Here is a 21,831-nt window from a genome sequence, read left to right as displayed (position 1 = left end):
GCGATAGGTTAGGGCAATATATCGGCGGTCCCTGTGTCATCCGTTATGCTGTCAGTCCGATAGTAAGCCTGCCCGCTTTACCTCAGCGGCGGGCTTTCTGATCCGTCCTAGGAGAAGGAAACAGGAGAGCAAGATGGGCAACAGGGCTTCGGCACCACAGCAGACCTATCGTCTGCAGGGCGTGAGTTGCGCAGGATGCGTGAAAAAGATTGAGGGCGCCCTGGGCGAGGTTGCCGGTGTGGAAGACGCTCGTGTGAATCTGGCGGATAAAACCCTTGTGGTCCAGGGTGATGCCGCTGCGCAGGAGTGTATCGACGCGGTGGTGTCTGCCGGTTACGGCGCCGAACTGGTGCGGGCCAGTGCGCGGGAGCTGCGTGAGCAACAGCGCAAGGAAGAGTATGGGCACTATCGCCATTTGTTGTGGCGCGCGGGCATTGCTCTGGGGCTGGGTATTCCCCTTATGGTGTGGGGACTGGCTACCGGGGAAATGGGGGTAAACAGCCCGGTTCAGCAGATGGCCTGGGGCGGTGTTGGTCTGGTAACCCTGGCGGTACTGGTATTTTGCGGTGGCCATTTCTTTACCGGCGCATGGCGGGCCTTCCGTCACCACAGCGCCACCATGGATACGCTGGTAGCGCTGGGTACGGGGACTGCCTGGCTGTTCTCCATGCTGGTGGTACTGCTTCCTCAAGTGTTGCCGGTGTCCGCACGCCACGTTTATTTCGAAGCCAGCGCCATGATCATCGGCCTTATTAATCTCGGGCAGGCACTGGAAGTCCGTGCGCGCGGCCGCACCAGCGCAGCGGTGGAAAAACTGCTGGAATTACAGGATGCCAGTGCACGTGTAATCCGCGATGGCGAAGAAGTGGATATTCCGATCGAACAGGTACAAGTGGGCGATAAGCTGCGGGTGCGGCCGGGAGAAAAAATCCCGGTGGATGGCAGCGTGGTTGAGGGCGAGAGCCTGGTGGATGAATCCATGCTCACCGGCGAGCCGCTAGCGGTAAAAAAAGCCGGTGGCGATCCACTTACCGCTGGCACCCTGAACAAAAATGGCAGCCTCTTATTCACAGCAGAAAAAGTCGGCGCAGATACCCGTTTGTCGCAGATCATTGAAATGGTGAAAAACGCCCAGAGTTCGCGTGTCCCGATCGCGCGTCTGGCGGACACCATCTCCGGGATCTTTGTGCCCAGTGTCATCATCATCGCGGTGGTTGCGGCACTGATCTGGTTCAACTGGGGACCGGCTCCAAAAGTGGCGCATATGCTGGTGGTTCTCACCTCAGTGCTGATCATCGCCTGTCCCTGCGCTCTTGGACTGGCCACTCCGATGTCGGTAATGGTCGGCGTGGGCAAGGGCGCCGAAAATGGCGTACTGGTGCGCAACGGCAAGGCCCTGCAGCAGGCAACGGATCTGGATACCCTTGTGGTCGACAAAACCGGCACCTTGACCGAGGGTGCACCGAAGCTGACCGATATTGAAAGCGAAGGGGATGCCGATGACTTGCTTCTGCTGCTCGCGAGTCTGGAAAGTCGCTCGGAGCACCCGCTGGCGGAAGCTATTGTGACTGCAGCGCGGGAGAAAGAATTACCTCTCGGTGACGTGCATAGTTTCGAAGCCATCACCGCCCACGGTGTGCGCGGTGAAGTGGAAGGAAAAAGGGTTCTGCTCGGCAACCGAAAACTGATGCAGCGCGAGGGAATAGAAACCGGGAAGTGGAGCGCAAAAGCGGAAGCACTGGCGGAGCAGGGGCGCACCGCTATGTACGCTGCCGTCGACGGCACCATGGCTGGCATTATTGCCGTTGCGGACCCGATACGCGAAGACGCCGCGGAGGCAGTCCAGCGGCTGAAAAAGCTGGGGCTGCGCATCGAGATGTTGACCGGTGACAACCGCGCGACGGCAGAGGCCGTTGCCAGGCAGTTGGGTATCGATTACGTGCACGCGGATTTGCTGCCGGAGGACAAGGAGAAAATTGTCGCCGATCTGCAAAAGGATGGCGCCAAAGTGGGAATGGCCGGTGATGGTATCAACGATGCACCGGCGCTGGCGCGCGCGGATGTGGGTTTTGCCATCGGTGCTGGCACCGATGTGGCCATCGAATCCGCAGATGTCACCCTGATGCGCTCTTCTCTGCACGGTGTTGTCGATGCCGTGGAACTGTCCCGCGCGACACTGCGCAACATCAAGCAGAACCTGTTCGGTGCGTTCATTTACAACACCCTGGGAATTCCGATTGCTGCCGGTGTACTGTATCCGATTACCGGTATGCTGCTGAGTCCCGTAATTGCTGGTGCAGCGATGGCATTTTCATCAGTTACTGTCGTGAGCAATGCCAACCGCCTGCGTTTTTTCAAGCCCTCTCGCAATACGGGTGAATTGAAGAGAGGTGAAAAATAATGGAATCTTTGTTGATCAATCTGTTGGGGGTCGCAGCTATTGCTCTGACGGTTTGGTGGTTCTGGCTGGCCCCGAAAGCGAAAAAACAGCAGGCGGTGGGGGTGGAAGAAACGTTGGAAATACTGGTAAAAGATGGGGTCTATGAGCCCGATCGGATCCGTCTTCCGGCAGGGCAGGAAACGGTGCTGCATTTTCGTCGTGAAGATGCCTCTCCCTGCGCTGAATGGGTACTGTTTCCCGACCTGGAGGTGAGTGCGCAACTGGCAGTGGATCAGATTACTGCTGTCACCATTCCTGCAGCAGAGAAGGGGGAATATCCTTTCCATTGCCAAATGCAGATGTATCGCGGGTTGCTGGTAATCGAGTAATTCGGAATATCGGAGTTATAAGATGCCACGACAGCAAGATGTGTTTGCCGGTTGCAGCGTTTCCCGTTCGTTCCCTGCGCTGATTTCGGGGTTGTCGTCTTGTGTAGTAAAAATTGATAAAAGCCATTTTTATGCCCAATTAACTCTGTGACGCACCTGGGAATCACCGCATATTTAGGGGTTCGCGCGGTAAAGTAATAACTGGGAAGCGAGGTGGTTTCAGTGGCATTTTTCTGGAAATGGTCAGTGCGGCTTCTGGGTGCGTGTTTGACGTTACTGGTGTTGTTTGCGCTGTATGGCGGTTACGCATACCGGGATCATGCACTGCGGGATACCGAGTTCAGCGACGGGATTTCCTATCTGGATGTTGGGCCGGCGGAAATTGCCTTCCGGGCCGAAGGCCTCGACCACGGGGACATAACACCGGTCATTTTGGTGCACGCGATGTTTTTCCACATGGGGATGTGGGACGACTGGGCAGCTGAGTTGGCCCACAGCCGGCCCGTTTATCGCTTCGATGTGCCCGGCCACGGTCTGTCGTCGCTGGCTGCGGATGGTGATTATTCCCTACAGAGCACCATGCATACGCTGCAGGCCTTTATGGATCAGCAGGGGATCGATAAGGCCATTCTGGTGGGCGCCTCCATGGGCGGGGCAACCCTGTTCAATTTTGCCGCTGAACATCCCCACCGGGTAGAAAAACTGGTGCTGGTCAATTCTGGCGGGTTGGAAGGACATGATAAGTCGGATGCCGAAAATGGTGGGCTGCCGGACGGCGCCTACTGGGTACTGCGATACCTGCCGGACTGGTCCCTGAACCAGTTTGTCGACTGGCTGACTGCGGACAACCGGGCCAGCGACGCCTTCAAATCCGATTTCATCCGGGTGTTCAGAAACATCGATACCCGGCGCGGGATTATCGGCCGCATGCAGGACTTCAAATCTCCGCATACGGAATCGGTGTTGCCCCAAATTCCAGTGCCTACCCTGGTGATGTGGGGAGAGAAAAATCCCCAGCTGCCCGTGGCGCAGGCGGAGCGTTTCAAAACCCTTATCGAACGCAGCGGCAATCCGGTCACCCTGCGGATTTACCCAGGTGCGGGCCACCTGCTGCCTGTCGAAGGCGTGGAGGCCGCCCTGCAGGACCTGATCGCGTTTGTTGAGCGGGAGGGCTAACAGTGAAAATATTCAAGCGATTGACCCTGGCTGTCCTGATACTTTTCGTTGGCGGATGGGGCCTCTATACCCTGGCATTCAAGCCTGAGCCGGTGGTGTTGGCGGAGGCCAGGTCCATGCCTGCAGGGGCAGATCTGTCCGCCGTTTATGGCCTCAACCCGGGCCCCCATAACGTCGCGACCATTCCGGAATTGACACTGGATACCCGGGACGGACCATTGACGCTGACCGCGTTTTATCCCGATACCGCCGGTACTTTCCCCCTGCTGCTGTTTTCCCACGGCAATTTTTCCGACCGGCGTTCCTACGATCGCATCATTCGCCACTGGGTCAGCCACGGCTATGTGGTGCTGGCCCCGGATCATCTGGATGCCGGCGGGATGCTGAACGGTATTCTGGCGATGACCCGTTATGGTCAGGACGGGGTGATGCAGCAGCGCCCGCGCGACCTGATCAATATCCTTGACGGGCTCGATGCGCTCGCCGCGCAATCCGCCGAGCTGGACCAGCGGATGGACCGCAGTCTGGTGGCCGCCACCGGCCACAGTTTTGGCGCATTTAGCGCGCAGATGCTGGGCGGCGCCGATGCCGCGGTACCCGGATCGGATATCCGTTTACACGAGCCCGATGCCCGTATTCGGGCCATCGTGGCGTTTAGCCCACCGGGGCCGATGTTCGATATGGTCGATGAGCAGAGCTGGCAGAATATGACGATTCCCCAGCTGGTCACTACCGGTACCTGGGATGTGGAAGCGCGTTTTTTCCGGGACTGGCGACTGCACGCCATGAGTTACGAGCGGGGCGTGCAAGGGCTCAATAGCCTGCTGGTCACCGAGGGGGCCGACCACTATTTCGGTAATCTGATTTGCCGGTTGGAACGCGAGGCAGCGCCGCAGGAGCAGGCGCTGTTGATGGCGAATGCGGTCAGCGTGGCCTTCCTCGATGCGCAGCTGAAGGGGATACCGTCTGCCCGGGCCTTTCTGGAATCGGGTACCCTCAACAACGTTACCGACGGATTTGCACAGGTATCGCAGCGTTAGCGGGTAAATGGATTGCGAGGCGGTTCAACGGCAGGCGAGTGCGCATCCCGGCAAACAGCGTCGTCTGCGGACATGCTTGAGGGCTGGAATATTATTTCATACGACTTGGTGTCGCTGTTTGTTCGTGGCCAGTAGATGCCGTGTATGCAGCTCAGAAATCCAAACCGCGGTGAAACGTGTCTTGGTTGAGCTCAACGATACCCGGGTCGGTGCCGGCCACGGCCAGGTGCAGTTGTGCAGTATCCGGAAGCGCGAACATCCCGTAGTGAAACTGCCAGGGTTTGTCGGAATCTGCCAGATCGTCGGCAAACGAGATGCCCTGGCCCAGATGGAACCCGGCCAGATTGATGCGTGCAAGCCCTTCGGAAATTCCGGTACCGCGGGCCTTGAAAAACGCCTCTTTCATGGTCCACAGGCGGTAAAAGTGCATGGGGGTGAGCTCCGCAGGCGGCGACGCCAACAGCGCACATTCGTCCGGGTGAAAGTAGTGGCGGGCGATCCGCATAAAGTCGCGGGGTTTGCGCGGCTGCTCGATATCGACACCGATATCCGCCTTGCAGGAAACTGCCAGTGCGAGCCACTCGCCACTGTGGCTGAGGCTGAAGTGCAGGTCCGGCACCGAGGTCAGCAGCGGTTTGCCACTGTGGTTACGGGAAAAGATCAGCCCCTGCGGTGCCTGACCGCTGACCTGGCCCAGCACCCGCCGCAGCAGGGCGCGGCCCAGGGTAAATTGATGGCGCGCCGCGCTGTTGTGGTAACGGGCGCGGCGCGCCAGCTCATCGTCCGAGAGCAAAGTCTCCAGCGCCCTGGCTTCGGCACTGCCTTCGGAGACATCATCAACACGGAGAAGCCAGACGGCGGGTAAAATCATCGGATCGGGACAAACGGTAAAACGATTTATTTTATGCTAATCGCTGGCGCATCCTGCTGCCAGTGCTTTGTGTCACTGTGCACGATTTGCTTTAATTGGAACTCACCGCGCGACCACTGGTCACTAGTTCCATGTTGAAATTCCGTTCGATCACGCTGTATGGCGTTATGCTGATAGCGCTGCTGGTATTCCAGTCGGTGTCGGCCTGCTATGACAGTCATCGCGAACTGGAAGTCACTTTTCAACACCTGCCGCCCCATCACCAGGATGCCGCTGACGGTACTCCACATCTGGATCAGCCAAAACACAGCAATCACGAAACACTACATCTTGACGGTGTGGCTCAGCTCGAACAGGTGACTCCGGGCGAGCACCATAAGCCCGATGTGGTGCAGGACTGTAATCACTGCTGTCACTGCCACAGCAGTTCTACACTTTGTCTTCCCGCAACCAATCAAATTGCCCACAACCGCACCGCCAGCCGCTGGGTGGCCGCGGTGGATGCAGGTTTTATCCACGGATATTTTTCCACGCCTTTCCGTCCCCCTATTGCCTGAATTATTGAATTTTTCGCGCGACCTCTGTGACTGAGGCTGCGTTTCCATTCAATCATTCAGGAAAACCATATGTGTATTCTGACGACACCCTCAGTGCGGTGTCTGTATTTCTCTATGGGCTTGCTCGCGACAGCTGCGCTCGTATTACTGTTAAGCCCGAGTGTAAGTGCCGCGGCGTTGGTTCCACCGTCGCCGCTGTCGCTGCAGCAGGCCATCCGCCGGACGTTACAGCGCAATCCATCCCTGGCGGTGTTCGATTTCCGCGACCGCGCACTGAGCGGGCGCGCACAGACGGCGGCTCTGCGGCCGGCGATAAATCTTGACGCTGAGCTGGAAAATTTTGCCGGTTCTGACGGCGGCGAAAATGCAGAGTTTACGGTCGCGTTGTCTTCGGTGATCGAACTGGACGGAAAGCGCGATGCGCGAGTTGCAGCAGTTAACAGCGAGCGCCTGTTGTTGGATATGGAGCGCCAGATCCGGGCGCTGGATTTACTGGGAGAGATAACCAGGCGCTTTGTAAGGGTACTCGCTGGCAGTGAGCGAGAAGCGCTGGCATCCGATGCCGTGCGTCTGGCGCTGGATACGCTAAACGCGGTAAATGCCAGAGTTTCTGCCGGTGGCGCGCCACAGGCGGAAAAATGGCGTGCACAGGCTTCACTGGCGCGCGCGCGACTGGCACTGAATGGCGCGCAACAGGCGTTGCGCGCCGACCGCATCGCGCTCGCCGCCATGTGGGGCGATTTGTCCGCGGAGTTTTCCGTCGCTGGCTCTGCACTTTACGACGTGGGTGTCGCTGGCGATTTCGCGACATTCTTTCAGTGGCTGGAGGAAAGTCCCCGGCTGGCGCGGTTCGCCTCCGAAGAGCGTGTCGCCGCCGCGCAGCTGCGGCTCGCTCGCACCAGTGCCTCTGCGGATATCGGCTGGTCTCTAGGCGTGCGCCAGAGTCGTGAAACCGACAGCACGTCACTGGTTGCCGGTGTCATCGTTCCGTTGTTCAGCGGCAACCGCGCCCGCGGCGAGATCGCCAGTGCTCAGGCCGTTCTCGGTGGCATCTCGCCCGAGCGCGAGGCCGCCCGTCTCAATTTCTACACCCAGCTGAACCGCGCATTTTCCCTGCGCGCCCAGGCCATCGACTCCGTGCGCCAGTTGCGCGCGGAAATCATTCCCGCGCAGATGCGTGCACTGGAAGAAACCGAACGCTATTACCGCGCCGGCCGCTACGGCTATCAGGAGTGGGTTTCTGCGCGGGAGGAATTACTCGATGCCCGCCGTGCCCTGATCGACGAGGCAACCAGAGCCCTGCTGGCCGCGGCAGAAATCGAACAGCTGACTGCGGCATCTGTGAGTGCCCAGCCCGTCAGTCCCGCGACAGAAAAATAATTCAGGAATATCCAAATGTTTTTATCGATGTTGAGCAGAAAACTCCGCGGCCAGTTTCCGCTGGCCACTGCAATTTTATTTTTGATGTTGAGTGGTCGCGTGTCCGGTGCCGGGGGGCACTATGGCGGGCACGGCAACGGACGCGGCGAACAAAAGGTGGTGGAACTTGGGGAGCAGGCACTGGCCAGGGCAGATCTGTCCACTGCGCTGGCGGGCCCGCGAAAACTCGAACAATACCTGACGCTGTACGGAAAACTCCTCCCGGAACCGACCGCGGTCAGCCATATTCGCGCACGCTATGCGGGTGTGGTTTCTCAGGTGAAGGTGCATATCGGCGATAAGGTGGAAAAGGGGCAGGTGCTGGCGACGGTGGATTCCAATGAGAGTCTGCAGGAATACCAGTTGCGCGCGCCTTTCGCCGGCATGGTGACTGCGAAGCACGCAGGCCCGGGGGAGTTCGTCAATGACCAGATACTGTTTACCGTTGCGGATTACTCGCAACTGTGGGCGGACCTGCAGGTCTTTCCCGCACGGATGGCGTCGGTCAGAAAAGGGCAGCGGGTGCAGGTCAGTGCCGGAGACCGGATATTTACAGGCAGTGTGCGCAGTGTGGTGCCGGGCAGTGAAAACTTGCCCTACGCGCGCGCGCGCGTACTGGTCGGTAACAGTGATGGTATCTGGGCGCCGGGTATTTTTGTCGAGGGACGTGTCGAGGTGGCAACAACGGAAGTTCCACTCGCGGTGGATATCCGAGCACTACAGTCTCTGGATGGTAATACCGTGGTGTTCGTGCAACGTGCCCCCGGTCGTTTTGAAGCGGTGCCGGTTGTACTGGGTGCACGTGGTAAACACTTTGTGGAAGTGCGCAGCGGACTGAAAAGCGGTGCGCGCTACGCGGTGGAAAACAGTTATCTGCTGAAAGCGGAACTGGAAAAATCCTCCGCCGAACATACGCATTAAGGGGGGTAGCATGATTGAATCCCTATTGCGATTTTCCATCGAGCGCCGGGTGCTGCTGCTTTGCAGTAGCCTCATCATCGTTGCACTCGGACTCTGGAGTTATCAACGCCTGCCCATTGATGCGGTGCCGGACATTACCAATGTGCAGGTGCAGATCAACACGGAAGCCACCGGCTATTCACCGCTGGAGGTGGAACAGCGGGTAACCTTCCATGTGGAAACGGCGCTCGCGGGCCTGCCGGGTTTGGCCTATACCCGCAGTCTTTCCCGCTATGGCCTGTCGCAGGTCACAGCGGTGTTTCACGAGGGCACCGATCTCTATTTTGCCCGCAATCTGGTGGCGAACCGCCTGGCATCCGTTGGCAGTGAATTGCCGGCGGGACTGGAGCCGAAAATGGGTCCCATTGCCACCGGCCTGGGTGAAATCTTCATGTATACCGTAACGGCCGACGCCCAGGCGCGGCAGGAGAACGGCAGACCTTACGATAGTACCGCGCTGCGGGAAATCCAGGACTGGATTATCCGCCCGCAGCTGGCGCTGGTGCCGGGGGTAACCGAGGTCAACACCATCGGTGGCTACCGCAAGCAGTTCCATGTGACTCCGGACCCGCGCAAGCTGCTGAGTTTTGGTGTGCGCATGGAGGATGTGGTCAGCGCACTGCAGCGCAACAACCAAAATCGCGGAGCCGGGTTTGTCGAGCGCGGTGGCAGCCAGTTGCTGGTGCGTTCTCCGGGCCAGCTGGAAACCATAGCCGATATCGAAAGCGTGGTGGTTAAAGTGCCGGGGACTGGTAAGGATGGCAGCAGCGCGACGCCGGTAACGGTTGGCGACCTGGCTGAGGTTGCGATCGGTCGCGAGCTGCGTACCGGCGCGGCAACGCAAAATGGCGAGGAAACCGTGCTCGGCACTGCCATGATGCTGGTCGGTGAAAATTCCCGCGCAGTCTCCGCCGACCTCGCCATTGCACTGCAGGATATCCAGGGTTCACTGCCGGCAGGTGTGCGCGCCGAGGAGGTGTACAACCGCACCACGCTGGTGGACAAGGCCATCGCCACGGTGCAGAAAAACCTGTTGGAAGGCGCGCTGTTGGTGATCGCGGTACTGTTCCTGATGCTGGGCAATATCCGCGCGGCACTGATTACCGCAGCCGTCATTCCACTGGCGATGCTGGCCACCCTCACCGGAATGCGCGCCACCGGCGTGTCCGCCAACCTCATGAGTCTCGGTGCGCTGGACTTTGGGCTGATCGTGGATGGTGCGGTGATTATCGTGGAAAACACCATCCGCCGACTGGCACAGGCATCGGCGGGCGGCAAAGCGGAGGCGTTGCCGCTACAGCAGCGCCTGCACATTGTGTTCAGTGCGACGAACGAAGTGATCCGGCCGAGCCTGTTCGGTGTGCTGATTATCACCCTGGTATATATACCGCTGTTTAGCCTTACCGGTGTGGAAGGGAAAATGTTTCATCCCATGGCGGCAACGGTGGTAATGGCGCTGCTGGCGGCGATGCTGTTCTGCTTTACCCTGGTGCCTGCGGCGGTGGCGGTATTCCTGCGCGGCAAAATTGAGGAGCGGGAAAGCGTTCTGGTACGCGGGCTGAAAAAATTGTACCGACCGGTGCTGATGCTCGCGTTGCAGCTGCGCTGGCTGTTGGTTTCCCTGGCATTGTTGCTGCTACTGCTGTGCGCCTGGCTGGCGACTTCCCTGGGATCAGAATTCGTGCCGCAACTGAACGAAGGCGATGTCGCCCTGCATGCACTGCGCGTTCCGGGCACCGGCCTCGAGCAATCGGTGTCGATGCAGCGGCAGCTGGAACAGGCGCTGTCGGCTTTCCCGCAAGTGCAGCGGGTATTTTCCAAAATCGGCACACCGGAAGTGGCCACCGATCCGATGCCGCCGAATGTGGCGGATACCTTCGTGATTCTGAAACCGAAATTCGAGTGGCCGGACCGCACGCTTTCCCGCACGGCATTGCTCGAACAGTTGCAGGAAGCGGTAGAGCAGGTACCGGGCAACAACTACGAATTCACCCAGCCGATTCAGATGCGTTTCAACGAACTGATTTCCGGTGTGCGCGCGGACCTGGGAATAAAAATTTTCGGTGACGACCTGGACCGCTTGCGCAAATCGGCCGGAGAAATTCTCGCCCAGGTACGCCAGGTCGAGGGCGCTGCGGATGTGCGTATCGAGCAGGTTGACGACCTGCCGGTGCTCGCGGTCAAACCCAGGCGTATCGCCCTGGCCCAGTACGGACTCGATCTGCAGGCGCTGCAGGAACTGATCGCCGCGGCCATTGGTGGAAAATCCGCCGGGCTGATCTACGCGGGCGACCGCCGCTTTGAACTGGTGGTGCGTTTGCCGGAGCCCCTGCGCCGGGATATCGACGGCCTGACCTCGCTACCGGTACCGTTGCCGACGGGAGGCTTTGTGCCTCTGGAGGAGGTTGCGGACCTGGAATGGGTGCCGGTGCCGGGACAGATCAGTCGCGAGAACGGCAAGCGCCGGGTGGTGGTCACGGCCAATGTACGCGGCCGGGACCTGGGATCCTTTGTGCGCGACGTGCAGGAAAAAGTCGCGGATGCGGTGCAGCTGCCACCGGGCTACTGGCTGGATTACGGCGGTACTTTTGAGCAATTGAAGTCTGCCAGTGACCGCTTGTCTGTAGTGGTACCGTTGACGCTGGTGATGATTCTGGCGCTGTTACTGCTGGCTTTTGGCTCGTTAAAGGATGCGCTGATCATTTTTACCGGGGTGCCGCTGGCGTTGACCGGCGGGGTGCTTGCGCTGTGGTTGCGGGGCATGCCGTTGTCGATTTCTGCGGGCGTCGGGTTTATTGCGCTCTCCGGGGTGGCGGTACTGAATGGTCTGGTGATGCTGTCGTTTATTCGCGAGCGCTGGCGGGAGAGTGGTGAGTTGTATACGTCGGTGGTGGACGGCGCGATGTTGCGCTTGCGGCCGGTGCTGATGACGGCGCTGGTGGCGAGCCTCGGGTTTGTGCCTATGGCGTTGAATACAGGCACTGGGGCGGAGGTCCAGCGACCGCTGGCGACGGTGGTGATCGGGGGGGTTATTTCCTCGACGTTGCTGACCCTGGTGGTTCTGCCGGTGTTGTACCAGTGGGTGCATGGGCGCGTCCGTGAATTTTCCCCCGTGGCGCAGGAAGGGTAGAATCTTTCGCTTTTCGGGGTACCTTGTCGGGTAGCTCCGGGCGCCTTGACCGGGATCTTCTCCCCGGGACACGCCGTGAACCCATTCCTGGGGGCTCGGCTGCGGCTGTCCTGGCCGCAGACGGTCCCGGGTAGAAGTTCACACCCGATAGCGGCACCGCCACAAAGCCAGAAAAGAGCTGATACCACCGTACCAAGAACTGAGAGACACACCTTGGCCAAAAAATCCAAAACCGCATTTGTGTGTAATGAATGCGGAGCCGACTACAGCAAATGGGCGGGCCAGTGCAGTGCCTGCGGGGCCTGGAATAGTCTGAGTGAAGTGCGGCTGGGGCCGGCGCACACGGACAGTCGCTCGGCCAACTTTACCGATGCCCAGGCCGGCTACGCCGGTGCTGCGGGGCAGGGTAAGGTGCAGAAGCTTTCCGAGATCGACCTCAGCGAGCTGCCCCGTATCCCCACCAATGCCAGCGAACTGGATCGGGTGCTGGGCGGTGGGCTGGTGCCCGGGTCGGTGGTGTTGATTGGCGGGCATCCCGGTGCCGGTAAATCCACCGTGCTGCTGCAGACCCTGTGTCACCTTTCGCAAAACCTGCCGGCGCTGTACGTGACCGGTGAGGAATCCCTGCAGCAGGTGGCGATGCGCGCAAAGCGCCTGGGGCTGCCGGCGGACCACCTGCAGATGTTGTCCGAGACCAATGTCGAGCAGATCTGCCTCACCGCCGGTGAAGTAAAACCCAAGGTCATGGTGGTGGACTCCATCCAGGTCATGCACATGGCCGAGGTGCAGTCCGCACCGGGCTCGGTGGCACAGGTGCGAGAGAGTGCCGCCTACCTGACCCGCTTTGCCAAACAGACCGGTACCGCGCTGATTCTAGTGGGGCATGTGACCAAAGACGGCAGCCTCGCCGGTCCGAAAGTACTGGAGCACATCATCGATTGCTCCATCATGCTCGAGGGTACCCACGATTCCCGCTTCCGCACCCTGCGCGCGCACAAAAACCGCTTTGGCGCAGTGAACGAGCTTGGGGTGTTCGCGATGACCGAGCAGGGCCTGAAAGAAGTCTCCAACCCCTCGGCGATCTTCCTGCAGCGTGCCGACGAAATTGCGGCGGGCTCGGTAGTGACTTCGGTGTGGGAGGGCACGCGCCCGCTGCTGGTGGAACTGCAGGCGTTGGTGGATGACAGCAGCCTGGGTAACCCGCGCCGGGTGGCGGTGGGGCTGGACCAGAACCGCCTGAACATGCTGCTGGCCGTTTTGCACCGTCACGGCGGTGTGCTGGTTGGCGACCAGGATGTGTTTATCAATGTGGTCGGCGGGGTCAAGGTGATGGAGACCAGCGCCGACCTCACCCTGCTGATGGCCGTCGTCTCCAGTTTCCGCAATCGTACCCTCGACCGCGACATGATGATTTTTGGCGAGGTGGGTCTTGCCGGAGAAATCCGCCCGGTGCCCTCCGGCCAGGAGCGCCTGCGGGAAGCGGCAAAGCACGGTTTCCGCAAAGCCATCGTGCCCGCGGCCAACCGCCTCAAAACCGATATCGAAGGCATGCAGGTGATAGCGGTCAAAACCCTGTCCGAAGCGCTGAACGCACTGGATATGGCTTGATTGATGCGCTACCAGGGAAGGATGAAAACGCTCTGGCAGGCGGTATGGTTACTGTGTGTGCTGGCCGGCACTGTACCCGCCTCGGGCGCCGAGCGGGTGGCGTCGCTCAACCTGTGTATGGACCAGGTCATCCTCAACTGGCTGCCGCCAGAGCAGATTGTCTCGGTGACCTGGCTTTCCGATCAGCCGCAGTATCGCAAGGCGCCGATTCCCGAGCATGTGTACCGCAATCGCGCGCAGGCGGAAGAGTTGCTGCCACTCAAGCCGGACCTGGTGCTGACCGGACAATTTGGCGCCCAGCGCGCGGCCGCGCGATTGGAGCAACTGGGGTTCTCCGTGGTGCGGATTCCCGATGCCTACAGTCTCGAACAACTGCAGTCCCAGTTGGCCGCGCTGGTTGCGGCGCTCGGTCCGCTGCCGCCATTGCTGGCGCAGCAAAGACAGCTGTCCGCACTGTTACTGGAGCCACCCGCGGAAAGCACAACAGTCAATCATCCCCGCGCCCTGATCCTGTCCGCCAATAACATTACCTACGGCAGTGGCATGCTGGAACACCAGCTGCTGACCCGCGCCGGATTTACCAACCTGGCGATGGCTGCCGGGGTCAACCAGCTGGGGCGCGTGAGCCTGGAGCAGGTGATCGCGCTGGAACCGGACCTGCTGGTGTTTTACGGCGGCGCGCAGGACTTTGCCATTGCCCACCTGGCGGAGCGCCACCCGGTGCTGAAACGCTATATCGACCGCGGGCGCACTTATCGGCTGCCGGAACAGCTGGGGTATTGCCCGGCGCTGGCGGTGGTGGACGTACTGCAACAACTGAATGCAAAGAGAGCAGAAATTGTCGACGCGGAATAAATCGGTTATCGCTCTGTTACTGGTGGCGCTGCCGGTGGCGGTGGTGGCGGCGCTGTCCAGTGGACCGGTCGCCATCGACCTGCCCGCCGCGCTGTTCGCCGGCTGGCGCGGGAACAGCAGTGACGCGGTGATCCTGTGGCAATTGCGGATGCCGCGCGCGGCGCTCGCATTACTGGTGGGTGCGGCGCTGGGTATGGGCGGCGCGGCGATGCAGGGCATGTTGCGCAACCCCCTCGCGGAACCGGCCCTGCTGGGGGTGAGTAGTGGCGCGGCACTGGCGGCGATACTGGTGCTGTATTACGGAACCCTGGTCAGTGGTGTGGCGAGTGGCATGGCGCTGCCGCTACTGGCGATTGTCGGCGCCCTGTTGGCGGTGGGCTGTGTGTGGTTGCTGGCGGGACGCGGCGCTAGTGCCAGTCGGCTGGTGTTGGCCGGGGTGGCCATCAATGCATTTCTGTCGGCGCTGATGGCGCTGGCCCTCAACTATGCGCCGAGCATGTTTGCGATGCAGGAAATCGTCTTCTGGTTGCTGGGGTCCCTGGCCAACCGCGGCTGGGACCAGGTGTTGCTGGCGCTGCCGTTTATTGCCGTGGGCGCGGTACTGCTGTTTCTCTCACGTAATTATCTGCGCGCGCTGTCCCTCGGCGAGGCCAGTGCCGCGTCCCTCGGCTTTGCCGGTCGGCGTTACCCATTACTGGTGCTGTTCGGTATCGCCTTTGCCGTGGGCAGTTCCGTTGCGGTGGCGGGCACCATCGGTTTTATCGGTCTTGTAGTGCCGCACCTGATGCGTCCGCTGGTGGCGCAGGACCCCGGACGCCTGTTGTGGGCGAGCGCCCTCGCCGGCGCCCTGTTGCTGCAATTGGCGGATGTGCTGGTGCTCAACACCGTGGGTACCCAGGAGTTGCGCATCGGTGCGGTCACCGCGTTTATCGGCGCCCCGTTCTTTTTCTGGTTGATCGTCAGCGGGCGGCGGGAGATGCGCTTGTGACTGAACAGGAACTTCCTGTGGTACTGCGCTGCAACGCACTGGCACTGACGCGCGATCGCCGGCCGGTGCTGGACGATGTCCACTGCGACATCCGCCCGGGCGAGCTGACCGCGGTCATCGGTCCCAATGGCGCCGGTAAAAGCAGTCTGCTGAGTGTGCTCGCCGGACTCCTGCCACCGAGCGCTGGCGAGGTATCCCTGGGAGTCCGCGCGCTGGCGGGTATCCCGGTAGCGGAGCGCGCGCGGCGCTGTGCCTTCCTGCCGCAGCAGGAGGTGCCGGCCTGGAGTATGGCGGCGCAAGACCTGGTGGCGCTGGGTCTGTTGCCCTGGGGGCGGGCCATCAGCAGGACAGCGGTGCGGGAACGGGTTGCCCGGGCCCTGGCGCAGGTCGATGCCACCGAACTGGCGCTCAGGCAGGTAACGCATCTTTCCGGTGGCGAGCTGCGGCGGGTACAGCTGGCGCGACTGCTGGTCGGCGATGCCCCGCTGCTGATTGCCGACGAGCCGGGTGCCGCCCTGGATATCCGCCACCAGTTGCAGCTGATGCAGACCTTCCGCCAGCAGTCGGACAGCGGCAAAACCGTGGTGCTGGCACTGCATGATCTGGGCCTCGCGGCGCGCTACTGTGACCGACTCCTGTTGATGCAGGGCGGGCGCTTGTTTGCGGAAGGTACGCCCGAGCAGGTGCTGACCCCGGCCCGGGTCGGCGAAGTGTACGGTATCCACAGCGAATTCCGTTGGCGCGACGGTCGCGCCGAATTCATCGCCGGCGACCTGCTGTAGTCCCGCCCGGCAATCCGCTATAATCCCGCCCGCTTCAGGTGCCCAGCAGCACTCGCCGCCACAAGCGGCTTGCTTGGCTGGGTTAAACGGGAAGTCCGGTGATCGCTTGTTCACAACAACTGGCTCAATCCGGCGCTGCCCCCGCAACGGTGATGTGCTGTCTGCTTGCTGCAGAGAGCGCTAAGCCCGATACCGGCCTCAGGCAATCCATATAGCGATAAAGCGGAGGGCTTTGTCTGGGCTTGTTTGCGGCACTTTGGGTTTATGCCAACTGGGGTTTGTCCTGTTTTGGTTTTCGCCCGCCGCTCTTTTCTCTCGCCCTTGTATTCCCCTCCCTCAATCGATCATTTTTCAGATTGGGGTTCTCATGCATCCATATTTTTCTTACATGCCTGCAGGTGTGTTCAGGCGTTCGGGTCTTTCCTGCGCACTCGCGCTGGTGGCACAGTCCGCGCTCGCCGCGGAAAATAACCTTGAACAGATCACCGTTACTGCCAGCCGGGTAGAAATTCCTCGCGCCGAGAGCGGTGTTTCCGTCTCCGTACTCACCGCGGCGGATATTGAAAAGCTCGGCTACAGCACCTTGCTGGACGTGGTCAAAACCCTGCCGGGGATTTCCGTCAGCAACAATGGCGGTCTCGGAAAAGTGAGCAACGTCTATGTGCGCGGTGAATCCGGCGCGCGCACCCTGGTACTGCTGGACGGCGTCAATGTGGCGGATCCTACCAATACCCAGGTCACCGCACAGTTTCAGCATCTGCTGGCGGGCGATGTCGAGCGCATCGAGGTTTTGCGCGGTCCCCAGGGCATGATGTACGGCGCCGGTGCCGGCGGTGTGATCAATATCATCACCAGGCGCGCCAAACAGCCGCTGGAGCTGCAGCTGTTTGCGGAAACCGGTCGTTACAACACCGACCGCACGCAGCTGGCGGCACGCGGCGAGCAGGGCGGCTGGAATTATCGGCTGAACCTGAGCCAGCTGAACAGCGACGGCTTCAACGCGCGGGTCGCGGACACCAGCGGCGAGCGCGACGGTTACGACAACCAGACCGCCAGCGCCGGCGTTGGCTATGCCTTCAGCGAGCGCCTGTCCGTAGAAGCACAGGTGCGCCAGACCGAGGCGGAAACCGGGTTCGACGGCTGCTACCTGGGCTGGGATGTGATCAACGACTGTTTGGATGACTATACCCAGACCAGCTATCAGCTGGGCGCAAACCTGTTGGCCGCGGGTGCCGATCACAAGGTCTCCCTGTCCGAACAGGCACTCGAACGGGAAAGCTTCTCTGCGGGCACCAGCAGTTACACCATGGAAGGCAGTATTACCGAACTGAACTATATCGGTAGCCGCGCGCTGGCCGGGGGTGCCTTCACCTGGGGCGCCGATCTGGATCGCCAGAATTACGAATCCGCCGGTACCACCCAGGAAATCGATATTGTCGGGCTCTACGGCGAGTGGCGTGCGGACCTGGCGGACAAGGTTTTTTACAGCGTCGGTTTTCGCCGCGACAGCCTGGAAGATCAGGATCACAACAGCTGGCGGATTTCCGCCGCACTGCCGCAGCTGATCGGGGACAACCAGCAAATCAAGTACCGCGCCAGCGCCAGCACCGGCTTCCGCGCGCCCAGCCCCTACGAGGTTTCCACCAACCTGATTGGCGGCGCCGCGCCGGTGGGGCCGGAAACCAGCCGCGGTTACGAGCTGGGCCTGGAGTACAGTTATGCAGAGCTGTTGCAGCTGGAGCTGGTGGCCTTCCAGCAGACGGTCACCGATGCCATTGTGTACGTCAACGGATTGGGCACCGGCTGGGGCGCCTACGCGCAGGACGATGGTGACAGCGATTCTGAAGGGGTGGAGCTGTCCCTGGCGGGCAACATCGGCGAAGCCGGTCGCTGGTATGCCAACGGTACCTGGCTCGACAGCACCGATAGTGCCGGTGAGCAGCGTCTGAATGTGGCACAGGAAGTCTACAATCTGGGCGGCAGCTACGCGCTGTTTGGGGACGCTCTGACATTGTCGGGCAACCTGCGCCATGTGGCGGATCGCCAGAGTCCGGCGCTGGTATTTGGTGGCGACCCGGAACAGCTGGACAGCTATAACCGCTTTGACCTGACGGCCATGTATCGACTCAACCAGCGCGTCAGCTTCAGTGTGCGCGGGGAAAACCTGCTCGACGAGGATTATCGTGAAGTCGCGGGCTACTATACGACGGGCGCGGCAGTGTATGCCGGAATCCAGTTCAACCTGAACTGATCCCCGGGAGCGCGGAGCTCCAGCTCCGCAAGCGGGCCGCGAAGGCCCGCCCTCCATTTCCCGTCCCACAACTTCCCAAAAATATTTTTCGTCCCGCGGGCGCGCACTGGCGGCCCGATACTCCACAACCTGCCGGCAATCGTTGCATACCGGGCCGCCAGTGCGCTTATCCCTCGGAAATTCCTGCACTCCGTTAGCTGTTATGCTTCGGTAAAATGTATTGGTTGATCGTTATGTCTGAACCCGAAAACAACAAACAAAATCGCCATAAAAAACGCATGCAGGCGCGCAAGGAAATCGTCGATGCCGGTGTCGCCAAGGCGCTGGAAGAGCGCGGTATCGTCATCGTGTACACCGGTGATGGCAAAGGCAAGACCACTGCTGCGATGGGCACCGTGACCCGCGCACTGGGTTACGGCTACAACGTGGTGGTGGGGCAATTTATCAAGGGGGTGTGGGAATGTGGCGAGAAAAACCTGCTGAGCCAATTGCCGCCCGAGCAATACCCGCTGCAGTGGTTTGAGATGGGCACCGACTTCACCTGGGAAACCCAGGACTTCGAGGCGGACAAGGCGGCGGCGCAGGCGGTGTGGGAAAAACTGAAGGCCGCACTGGCGGATGACAGCGTCTATCTGGTGGTGATGGATGAACTCACCTACGCGCTGAATTACAAATGGCTGGACAAGGCGGAAGTGATCGAAGCCATACACAACCGGCCACGGGAACAGAGTGTGATTATTACCGGGCGAGGGGCCAAACCGTATCTGCTGGATATTGCGGATACGGTGACGGAAATGAAATCCCACAAGCACGCGTTTGAACATGGTATTTCTGCGCGCAAGGGCGTGGAATGGTGAATTACAACGGACAGGGAAATGGGAGGGGGGAGCGCGGCTTGCGCCGCGCTCCCGGGAGTATCACATTTTCCAGTTCACCCGGAGGCCGGCGGTGCGGGGCTGGCCCCAGACACCGTAACCCCAGTCCGCTCCCAGCGTATTCTGGTAGGTGAAATATTCCTCGTCGGTAAGGTTTCTGGCAAAGGCTTCGACACTGTAAGTGTCATTGGGGGAGTGCCAGCTGACCTTGGCGTTGGCCAGACCATAGGCGGTCTGTTTCGAATAGGGGTCGTTTTCGATCTGTAAGTAGTGATCGTCCTGCCACGCGTAGTCGCCCTGGAAAACCAGCTCACCGTTGCCGCCGAGGCCTATGTAGTAACGGGCCATCAGGTTGTAGGTAAAGCCCGGTGCGGAGGGCAGTTCATTGCCGTCGAGGGTGTACGCATCTTCGGCGACCTGGAAAATCTGCTCCGAATCGAATTCGGTATCGAGCCAGCCGGCGCCGGCGATGACTTCAAAGTTGTCCGTAATCGGCGCGGTCAGTTCCACCTCGGCACCGGTGCCGGTGACATCGCCGGCGTTGGTGATCACACTGCCTTCCGCCACACTGATAAATACCTGTGCCTGATAGTCTTCCACGGTGTAATGGAAGGCGGCGGCGTTCAGTCGATAGACATCGGCGATGGTGGTTTTCAGGCCCAGCTCGAAGTTATCGATATTTTCCGCACCCACCGGGTCGGTGGCCAGGTCATTGCGGTTGTAGCTGCCGGAAAAGCCGCCGCTCTTGAAACCGGTGGAATAGCTGGCGTAGGCGAGGGTGTCCGGCGCCGGGCGCCAGTCGAGGCCGATGCGGCCGGTGGTGGCGTTGTCGCTCAGGTCTTTGCTGGTGTCGACCGCATCCTCGTAAAAACTGGGGCCGGCATCCTGGGTAAAGTCCCGCTCTTCTTCCGTATAGCGCAGGCCGCTCACCAGGGTCAGGGTGCTGGAGAGATCGTATTCCAGCTGGCCAAACAGCGCCCAGGATGCGCTGTCGAGGGTGACGATCTCCCGGTGCCAGAGGCCGTCTGCGGTGGTTGGCGCCTCGGTGACCAGGCCGCGGTCGTCCTTGTAGTAGTAAAAACCGGTTACCCAATTCGTGGTTTCGGAGCTGCCGTTGAGGCGGACTTCCTGGGTGTACTGTTCCGCATCCACCGCATACTGCTCGTCAAACCAGACGATGGCGGTGCCGTCACCGTCGTCCTGCAGGAACTTGTCCAGTTCTTCATAGGCGGTGATGGAAGTGAGGCTGAAACTGTCGAAATCCCAGCTGAGAGTGGCGGAGCTGCCGAAGGTGTCAATTTTGGTTGCCAGACCATCCGCGGCGCCGCTGGCAACATATTCCGGGCCGTATTTGCCGTCGGTGGCCTGGATGCCGGTGAGTCCGAAGGAGGCGCTGGTGCAGGCGCCGTTGTGGATGGCCGCCACGGAACATTTGTTCGCACCCTCCACCGCTTCTTCCAGGTAGCCCATATGGGCAAAGCCCACGGACTGCTGATCGGCTTCGCTGCCATGCACGTTCAGCAACAGGCTGCCGCTATCGCTGAGGTCAAACTCCAGTTGCGTGCGGTAACCAAAACTGTCGGTATCGTTGAGCTTGTCGCCGGTGACGGTATTGGTCTGCCAGCCATCGTTGTTCGTGCTTTTGATGGCGACGCGACCGCGAATATGTTCACTGAGTGGCCCGCTGACGGTGCCTTCGAGAATGCGTTCGGAATAGCTGCCGTAACTGGCACTGGCACTGGCTGCAAACTCGTCGGTGGGCTTGCGGGAAACGTAGTGCACCAGGCCACCGGTGGTGTTGCGGCCGTAGAGGGTGCCCTGGGGGCCGCGCAGCACCTCTACCCGTTCAAGGTCGAAGAGTTGAATCGCGGAGCCGGCGGGATTGCCGCGATAGACGTCGTCCACGTATATGGAAACCGGAGATTCCCAGGAGTCGGAGAAATTCACCAAACTGATACCGCGCAGGCTGACGGAGGGACTGGAGGCTTCGCCGAAGATGGCGAAGAAGTTCATGTTGGGCACCTGCTGGGTAATATCCAGTCCTTCCTCAAAGCCCATTTTGTCGATGGCGTCGCCGGAAAAGGCGCTGACCGCGACGGAAACGTCCTGCATCGACTGCTCGCGTTTCTGTGCGGTGACAGTGACTTCTTCCAGTACGGACTGCTGGGCGAGGGTAGGCACGGTGCCGAGTGTGGCGGTGAGGGCAATGGCGCTGGCTAACAGGGTGCGCCGGGTAAGCAGTGCTTTTATTGGTGCTGGTATTGTTCGTGGTGCTGTTATTGGTGTTGTTTCTGCTGTTGATACTGCGTCAGAGTGGTGATGATTGCTGCGATAGTTTGCAGACATTTTTTTCTCCTTGTGATCGCGCGAGTTCCGCAAATATCCGTATTGGTGTGCGCGATAAGATGGCGGGCGACAGTGCCCGGTATGCACGACGATGTTGCATCGCCGCAATGGTGCTGGAGGCTCTTGGGAAAAAGAGTCCAGAAAAAAGAGCGCCGGTATGGCTAATCTCTGGAGAAAACCCTACAAAAAATACGCTTATATCGC

16 protein-coding genes and 1 riboswitch are annotated in these 21,831 nt (G+C 60.3%); of the genes, 14 read left to right on the top strand and 2 right to left on the bottom strand.

Annotated features, from left to right (window positions below):
• Positions 1-133: 133 nt before the first annotated feature.
• The 4 genes from PVT68_RS09255 to PVT68_RS09240 all read left to right on the top strand — a co-directional run bounded on the left by PVT68_RS09255 (position 134) and on the right by PVT68_RS09240 (position 4,985).
• A complete protein-coding gene (locus PVT68_RS09255; RefSeq protein WP_280322458.1) occupies positions 134-2,401 on the top strand; it encodes a heavy metal translocating P-type ATPase in 2,268 nt (755 codons plus the stop codon).
• A complete protein-coding gene (locus PVT68_RS09250) occupies positions 2,401-2,769 on the top strand; it encodes a cupredoxin domain-containing protein (RefSeq protein ID WP_280322457.1) in 369 nt (122 codons plus the stop codon). The genes PVT68_RS09255 and PVT68_RS09250 overlap by 1 nt, the downstream gene beginning before the upstream one ends.
• A 246-nt stretch (positions 2,770-3,015) precedes the next feature.
• Positions 3,016-3,945, top strand: coding sequence for an alpha/beta fold hydrolase (locus tag PVT68_RS09245; protein WP_280322455.1), 930 nt, complete (start codon positions 3,016-3,018; stop codon positions 3,943-3,945).
• Between the two features lie 2 nt (positions 3,946-3,947).
• Positions 3,948-4,985 (top strand): alpha/beta hydrolase family protein, encoded by a 1,038-nt coding sequence (locus PVT68_RS09240; protein ID WP_280322454.1) that lies wholly within the window; start codon positions 3,948-3,950, stop codon positions 4,983-4,985.
• A 151-nt stretch (positions 4,986-5,136) separates the two neighbouring features.
• Here the strand turns inward: PVT68_RS09240 and PVT68_RS09235 are convergent, their stop codons facing one another.
• On the bottom strand, positions 5,137-5,856 hold the full coding sequence (locus PVT68_RS09235) for a 4'-phosphopantetheinyl transferase family protein (RefSeq protein ID WP_280322453.1): 720 nt from the start codon (positions 5,854-5,856) through the stop codon (positions 5,137-5,139).
• Positions 5,857-5,987: 131 nt separating this feature from the next.
• Between PVT68_RS09235 and PVT68_RS09230 the strand changes: the two genes are divergently transcribed.
• The 10 genes from PVT68_RS09230 to cobO all read left to right on the top strand — a co-directional run bounded on the left by PVT68_RS09230 (position 5,988) and on the right by cobO (position 19,263).
• Positions 5,988-6,413, top strand: coding sequence for a hypothetical protein (locus PVT68_RS09230; RefSeq protein ID WP_280322452.1), 426 nt, complete (start codon positions 5,988-5,990; stop codon positions 6,411-6,413).
• A 69-nt stretch (positions 6,414-6,482) separates the two neighbouring features.
• Positions 6,483-7,793, top strand: coding sequence for a TolC family protein (locus PVT68_RS09225; protein ID WP_280322451.1), 1,311 nt, complete (start codon positions 6,483-6,485; stop codon positions 7,791-7,793).
• Positions 7,794-7,808: 15 nt separating this feature from the next.
• The gene (locus PVT68_RS09220) at positions 7,809-8,753 is read left to right on the top strand and encodes an efflux RND transporter periplasmic adaptor subunit (RefSeq protein ID WP_280322450.1); all 945 of its coding nucleotides are present in this window, start codon (positions 7,809-7,811) and stop codon (positions 8,751-8,753) included.
• Between the two features lie 10 nt (positions 8,754-8,763).
• Entirely contained in the window at positions 8,764-11,922 is a 3,159-nt protein-coding gene (locus tag PVT68_RS09215; protein WP_280322449.1) for an efflux RND transporter permease subunit, read from the top strand.
• Between the two features lie 213 nt (positions 11,923-12,135).
• Positions 12,136-13,530, top strand: a complete 1,395-nt coding sequence (radA, locus tag PVT68_RS09210; protein WP_280322448.1) for a DNA repair protein RadA — start codon at positions 12,136-12,138, stop codon at positions 13,528-13,530.
• 21 nt (positions 13,531-13,551) lie between these two features.
• Positions 13,552-14,385: an ABC transporter substrate-binding protein gene (locus tag PVT68_RS09205; protein WP_280322447.1), complete on the top strand. Its 834-nt coding sequence runs from the start codon at positions 13,552-13,554 to the stop codon at positions 14,383-14,385.
• Entirely contained in the window at positions 14,369-15,373 is a 1,005-nt protein-coding gene (locus PVT68_RS09200) for a FecCD family ABC transporter permease (protein WP_280322446.1), read from the top strand. The genes PVT68_RS09205 and PVT68_RS09200 overlap by 17 nt, the downstream gene beginning before the upstream one ends.
• Positions 15,370-16,155: an ABC transporter ATP-binding protein gene (locus PVT68_RS09195; RefSeq protein ID WP_280322445.1), complete on the top strand. Its 786-nt coding sequence runs from the start codon at positions 15,370-15,372 to the stop codon at positions 16,153-16,155. Before PVT68_RS09200 ends, PVT68_RS09195 begins: the two co-directional genes overlap by 4 nt.
• Before the next feature lie 19 nt (positions 16,156-16,174).
• Positions 16,175-16,370, top strand: a riboswitch (cobalamin riboswitch).
• A 152-nt stretch (positions 16,371-16,522) separates the two neighbouring features.
• The gene (locus tag PVT68_RS09190; protein WP_280322444.1) at positions 16,523-18,406 is read left to right on the top strand and encodes a TonB-dependent receptor plug domain-containing protein; all 1,884 of its coding nucleotides are present in this window, start codon (positions 16,523-16,525) and stop codon (positions 18,404-18,406) included.
• Between the two features lie 233 nt (positions 18,407-18,639).
• Positions 18,640-19,263, top strand: coding sequence for a cob(I)yrinic acid a,c-diamide adenosyltransferase (cobO, locus tag PVT68_RS09185; protein WP_280322443.1), 624 nt, complete (start codon positions 18,640-18,642; stop codon positions 19,261-19,263).
• Between the two features lie 60 nt (positions 19,264-19,323).
• Here the strand turns inward: cobO and PVT68_RS09180 are convergent, their stop codons facing one another.
• Positions 19,324-21,627 carry a TonB-dependent receptor gene (locus tag PVT68_RS09180; RefSeq protein ID WP_280322442.1) on the bottom strand — a complete coding sequence of 768 codons (2,304 nt, stop codon included), beginning with the start codon at positions 21,625-21,627 and terminating at the stop codon, positions 19,324-19,326.
• Positions 21,628-21,831 lie beyond the last annotated feature (204 nt).

This window comes from Microbulbifer bruguierae (assembly GCF_029869925.1).
GTDB lineage: Bacteria > Pseudomonadota > Gammaproteobacteria > Pseudomonadales > Cellvibrionaceae > Microbulbifer > Microbulbifer bruguierae.
The sequence above is the reverse complement of the archived record's forward strand: the minus strand, read 5'-3'. Positions and strand labels throughout refer to the sequence as shown.

Bases quoted from the DNA above. Each gene is read 5' to 3' on its own strand.
- PVT68_RS09225 (WP_280322451.1), top strand. From the start codon at position 6,483: ATGTGTATTCTGACGACACCCTCAGTGCGGTGTCTGTATTTCTCTATG.
- PVT68_RS09235 (WP_280322453.1), bottom strand. From the start codon at position 5,856: ATGATTTTACCCGCCGTCTGGCTTCTCCGTGTTGATGATGTCTCCGAA.
- PVT68_RS09190 (WP_280322444.1), top strand. From the start codon at position 16,523: ATGCATCCATATTTTTCTTACATGCCTGCAGGTGTGTTCAGGCGTTCG.
- PVT68_RS09250 (WP_280322457.1), top strand. From the start codon at position 2,401: ATGGAATCTTTGTTGATCAATCTGTTGGGGGTCGCAGCTATTGCTCTG.
- PVT68_RS09205 (WP_280322447.1), top strand. From the start codon at position 13,552: ATGAAAACGCTCTGGCAGGCGGTATGGTTACTGTGTGTGCTGGCCGGC.
- PVT68_RS09220 (WP_280322450.1), top strand. From the start codon at position 7,809: ATGTTTTTATCGATGTTGAGCAGAAAACTCCGCGGCCAGTTTCCGCTG.
- PVT68_RS09180 (WP_280322442.1), bottom strand. From the start codon at position 21,627: ATGTCTGCAAACTATCGCAGCAATCATCACCACTCTGACGCAGTATCA.
- PVT68_RS09230 (WP_280322452.1), top strand. From the start codon at position 5,988: ATGTTGAAATTCCGTTCGATCACGCTGTATGGCGTTATGCTGATAGCG.
- cobO (WP_280322443.1), top strand. From the start codon at position 18,640: ATGTCTGAACCCGAAAACAACAAACAAAATCGCCATAAAAAACGCATG.
- PVT68_RS09215 (WP_280322449.1), top strand. From the start codon at position 8,764: ATGATTGAATCCCTATTGCGATTTTCCATCGAGCGCCGGGTGCTGCTG.
- PVT68_RS09255 (WP_280322458.1), top strand. From the start codon at position 134: ATGGGCAACAGGGCTTCGGCACCACAGCAGACCTATCGTCTGCAGGGC.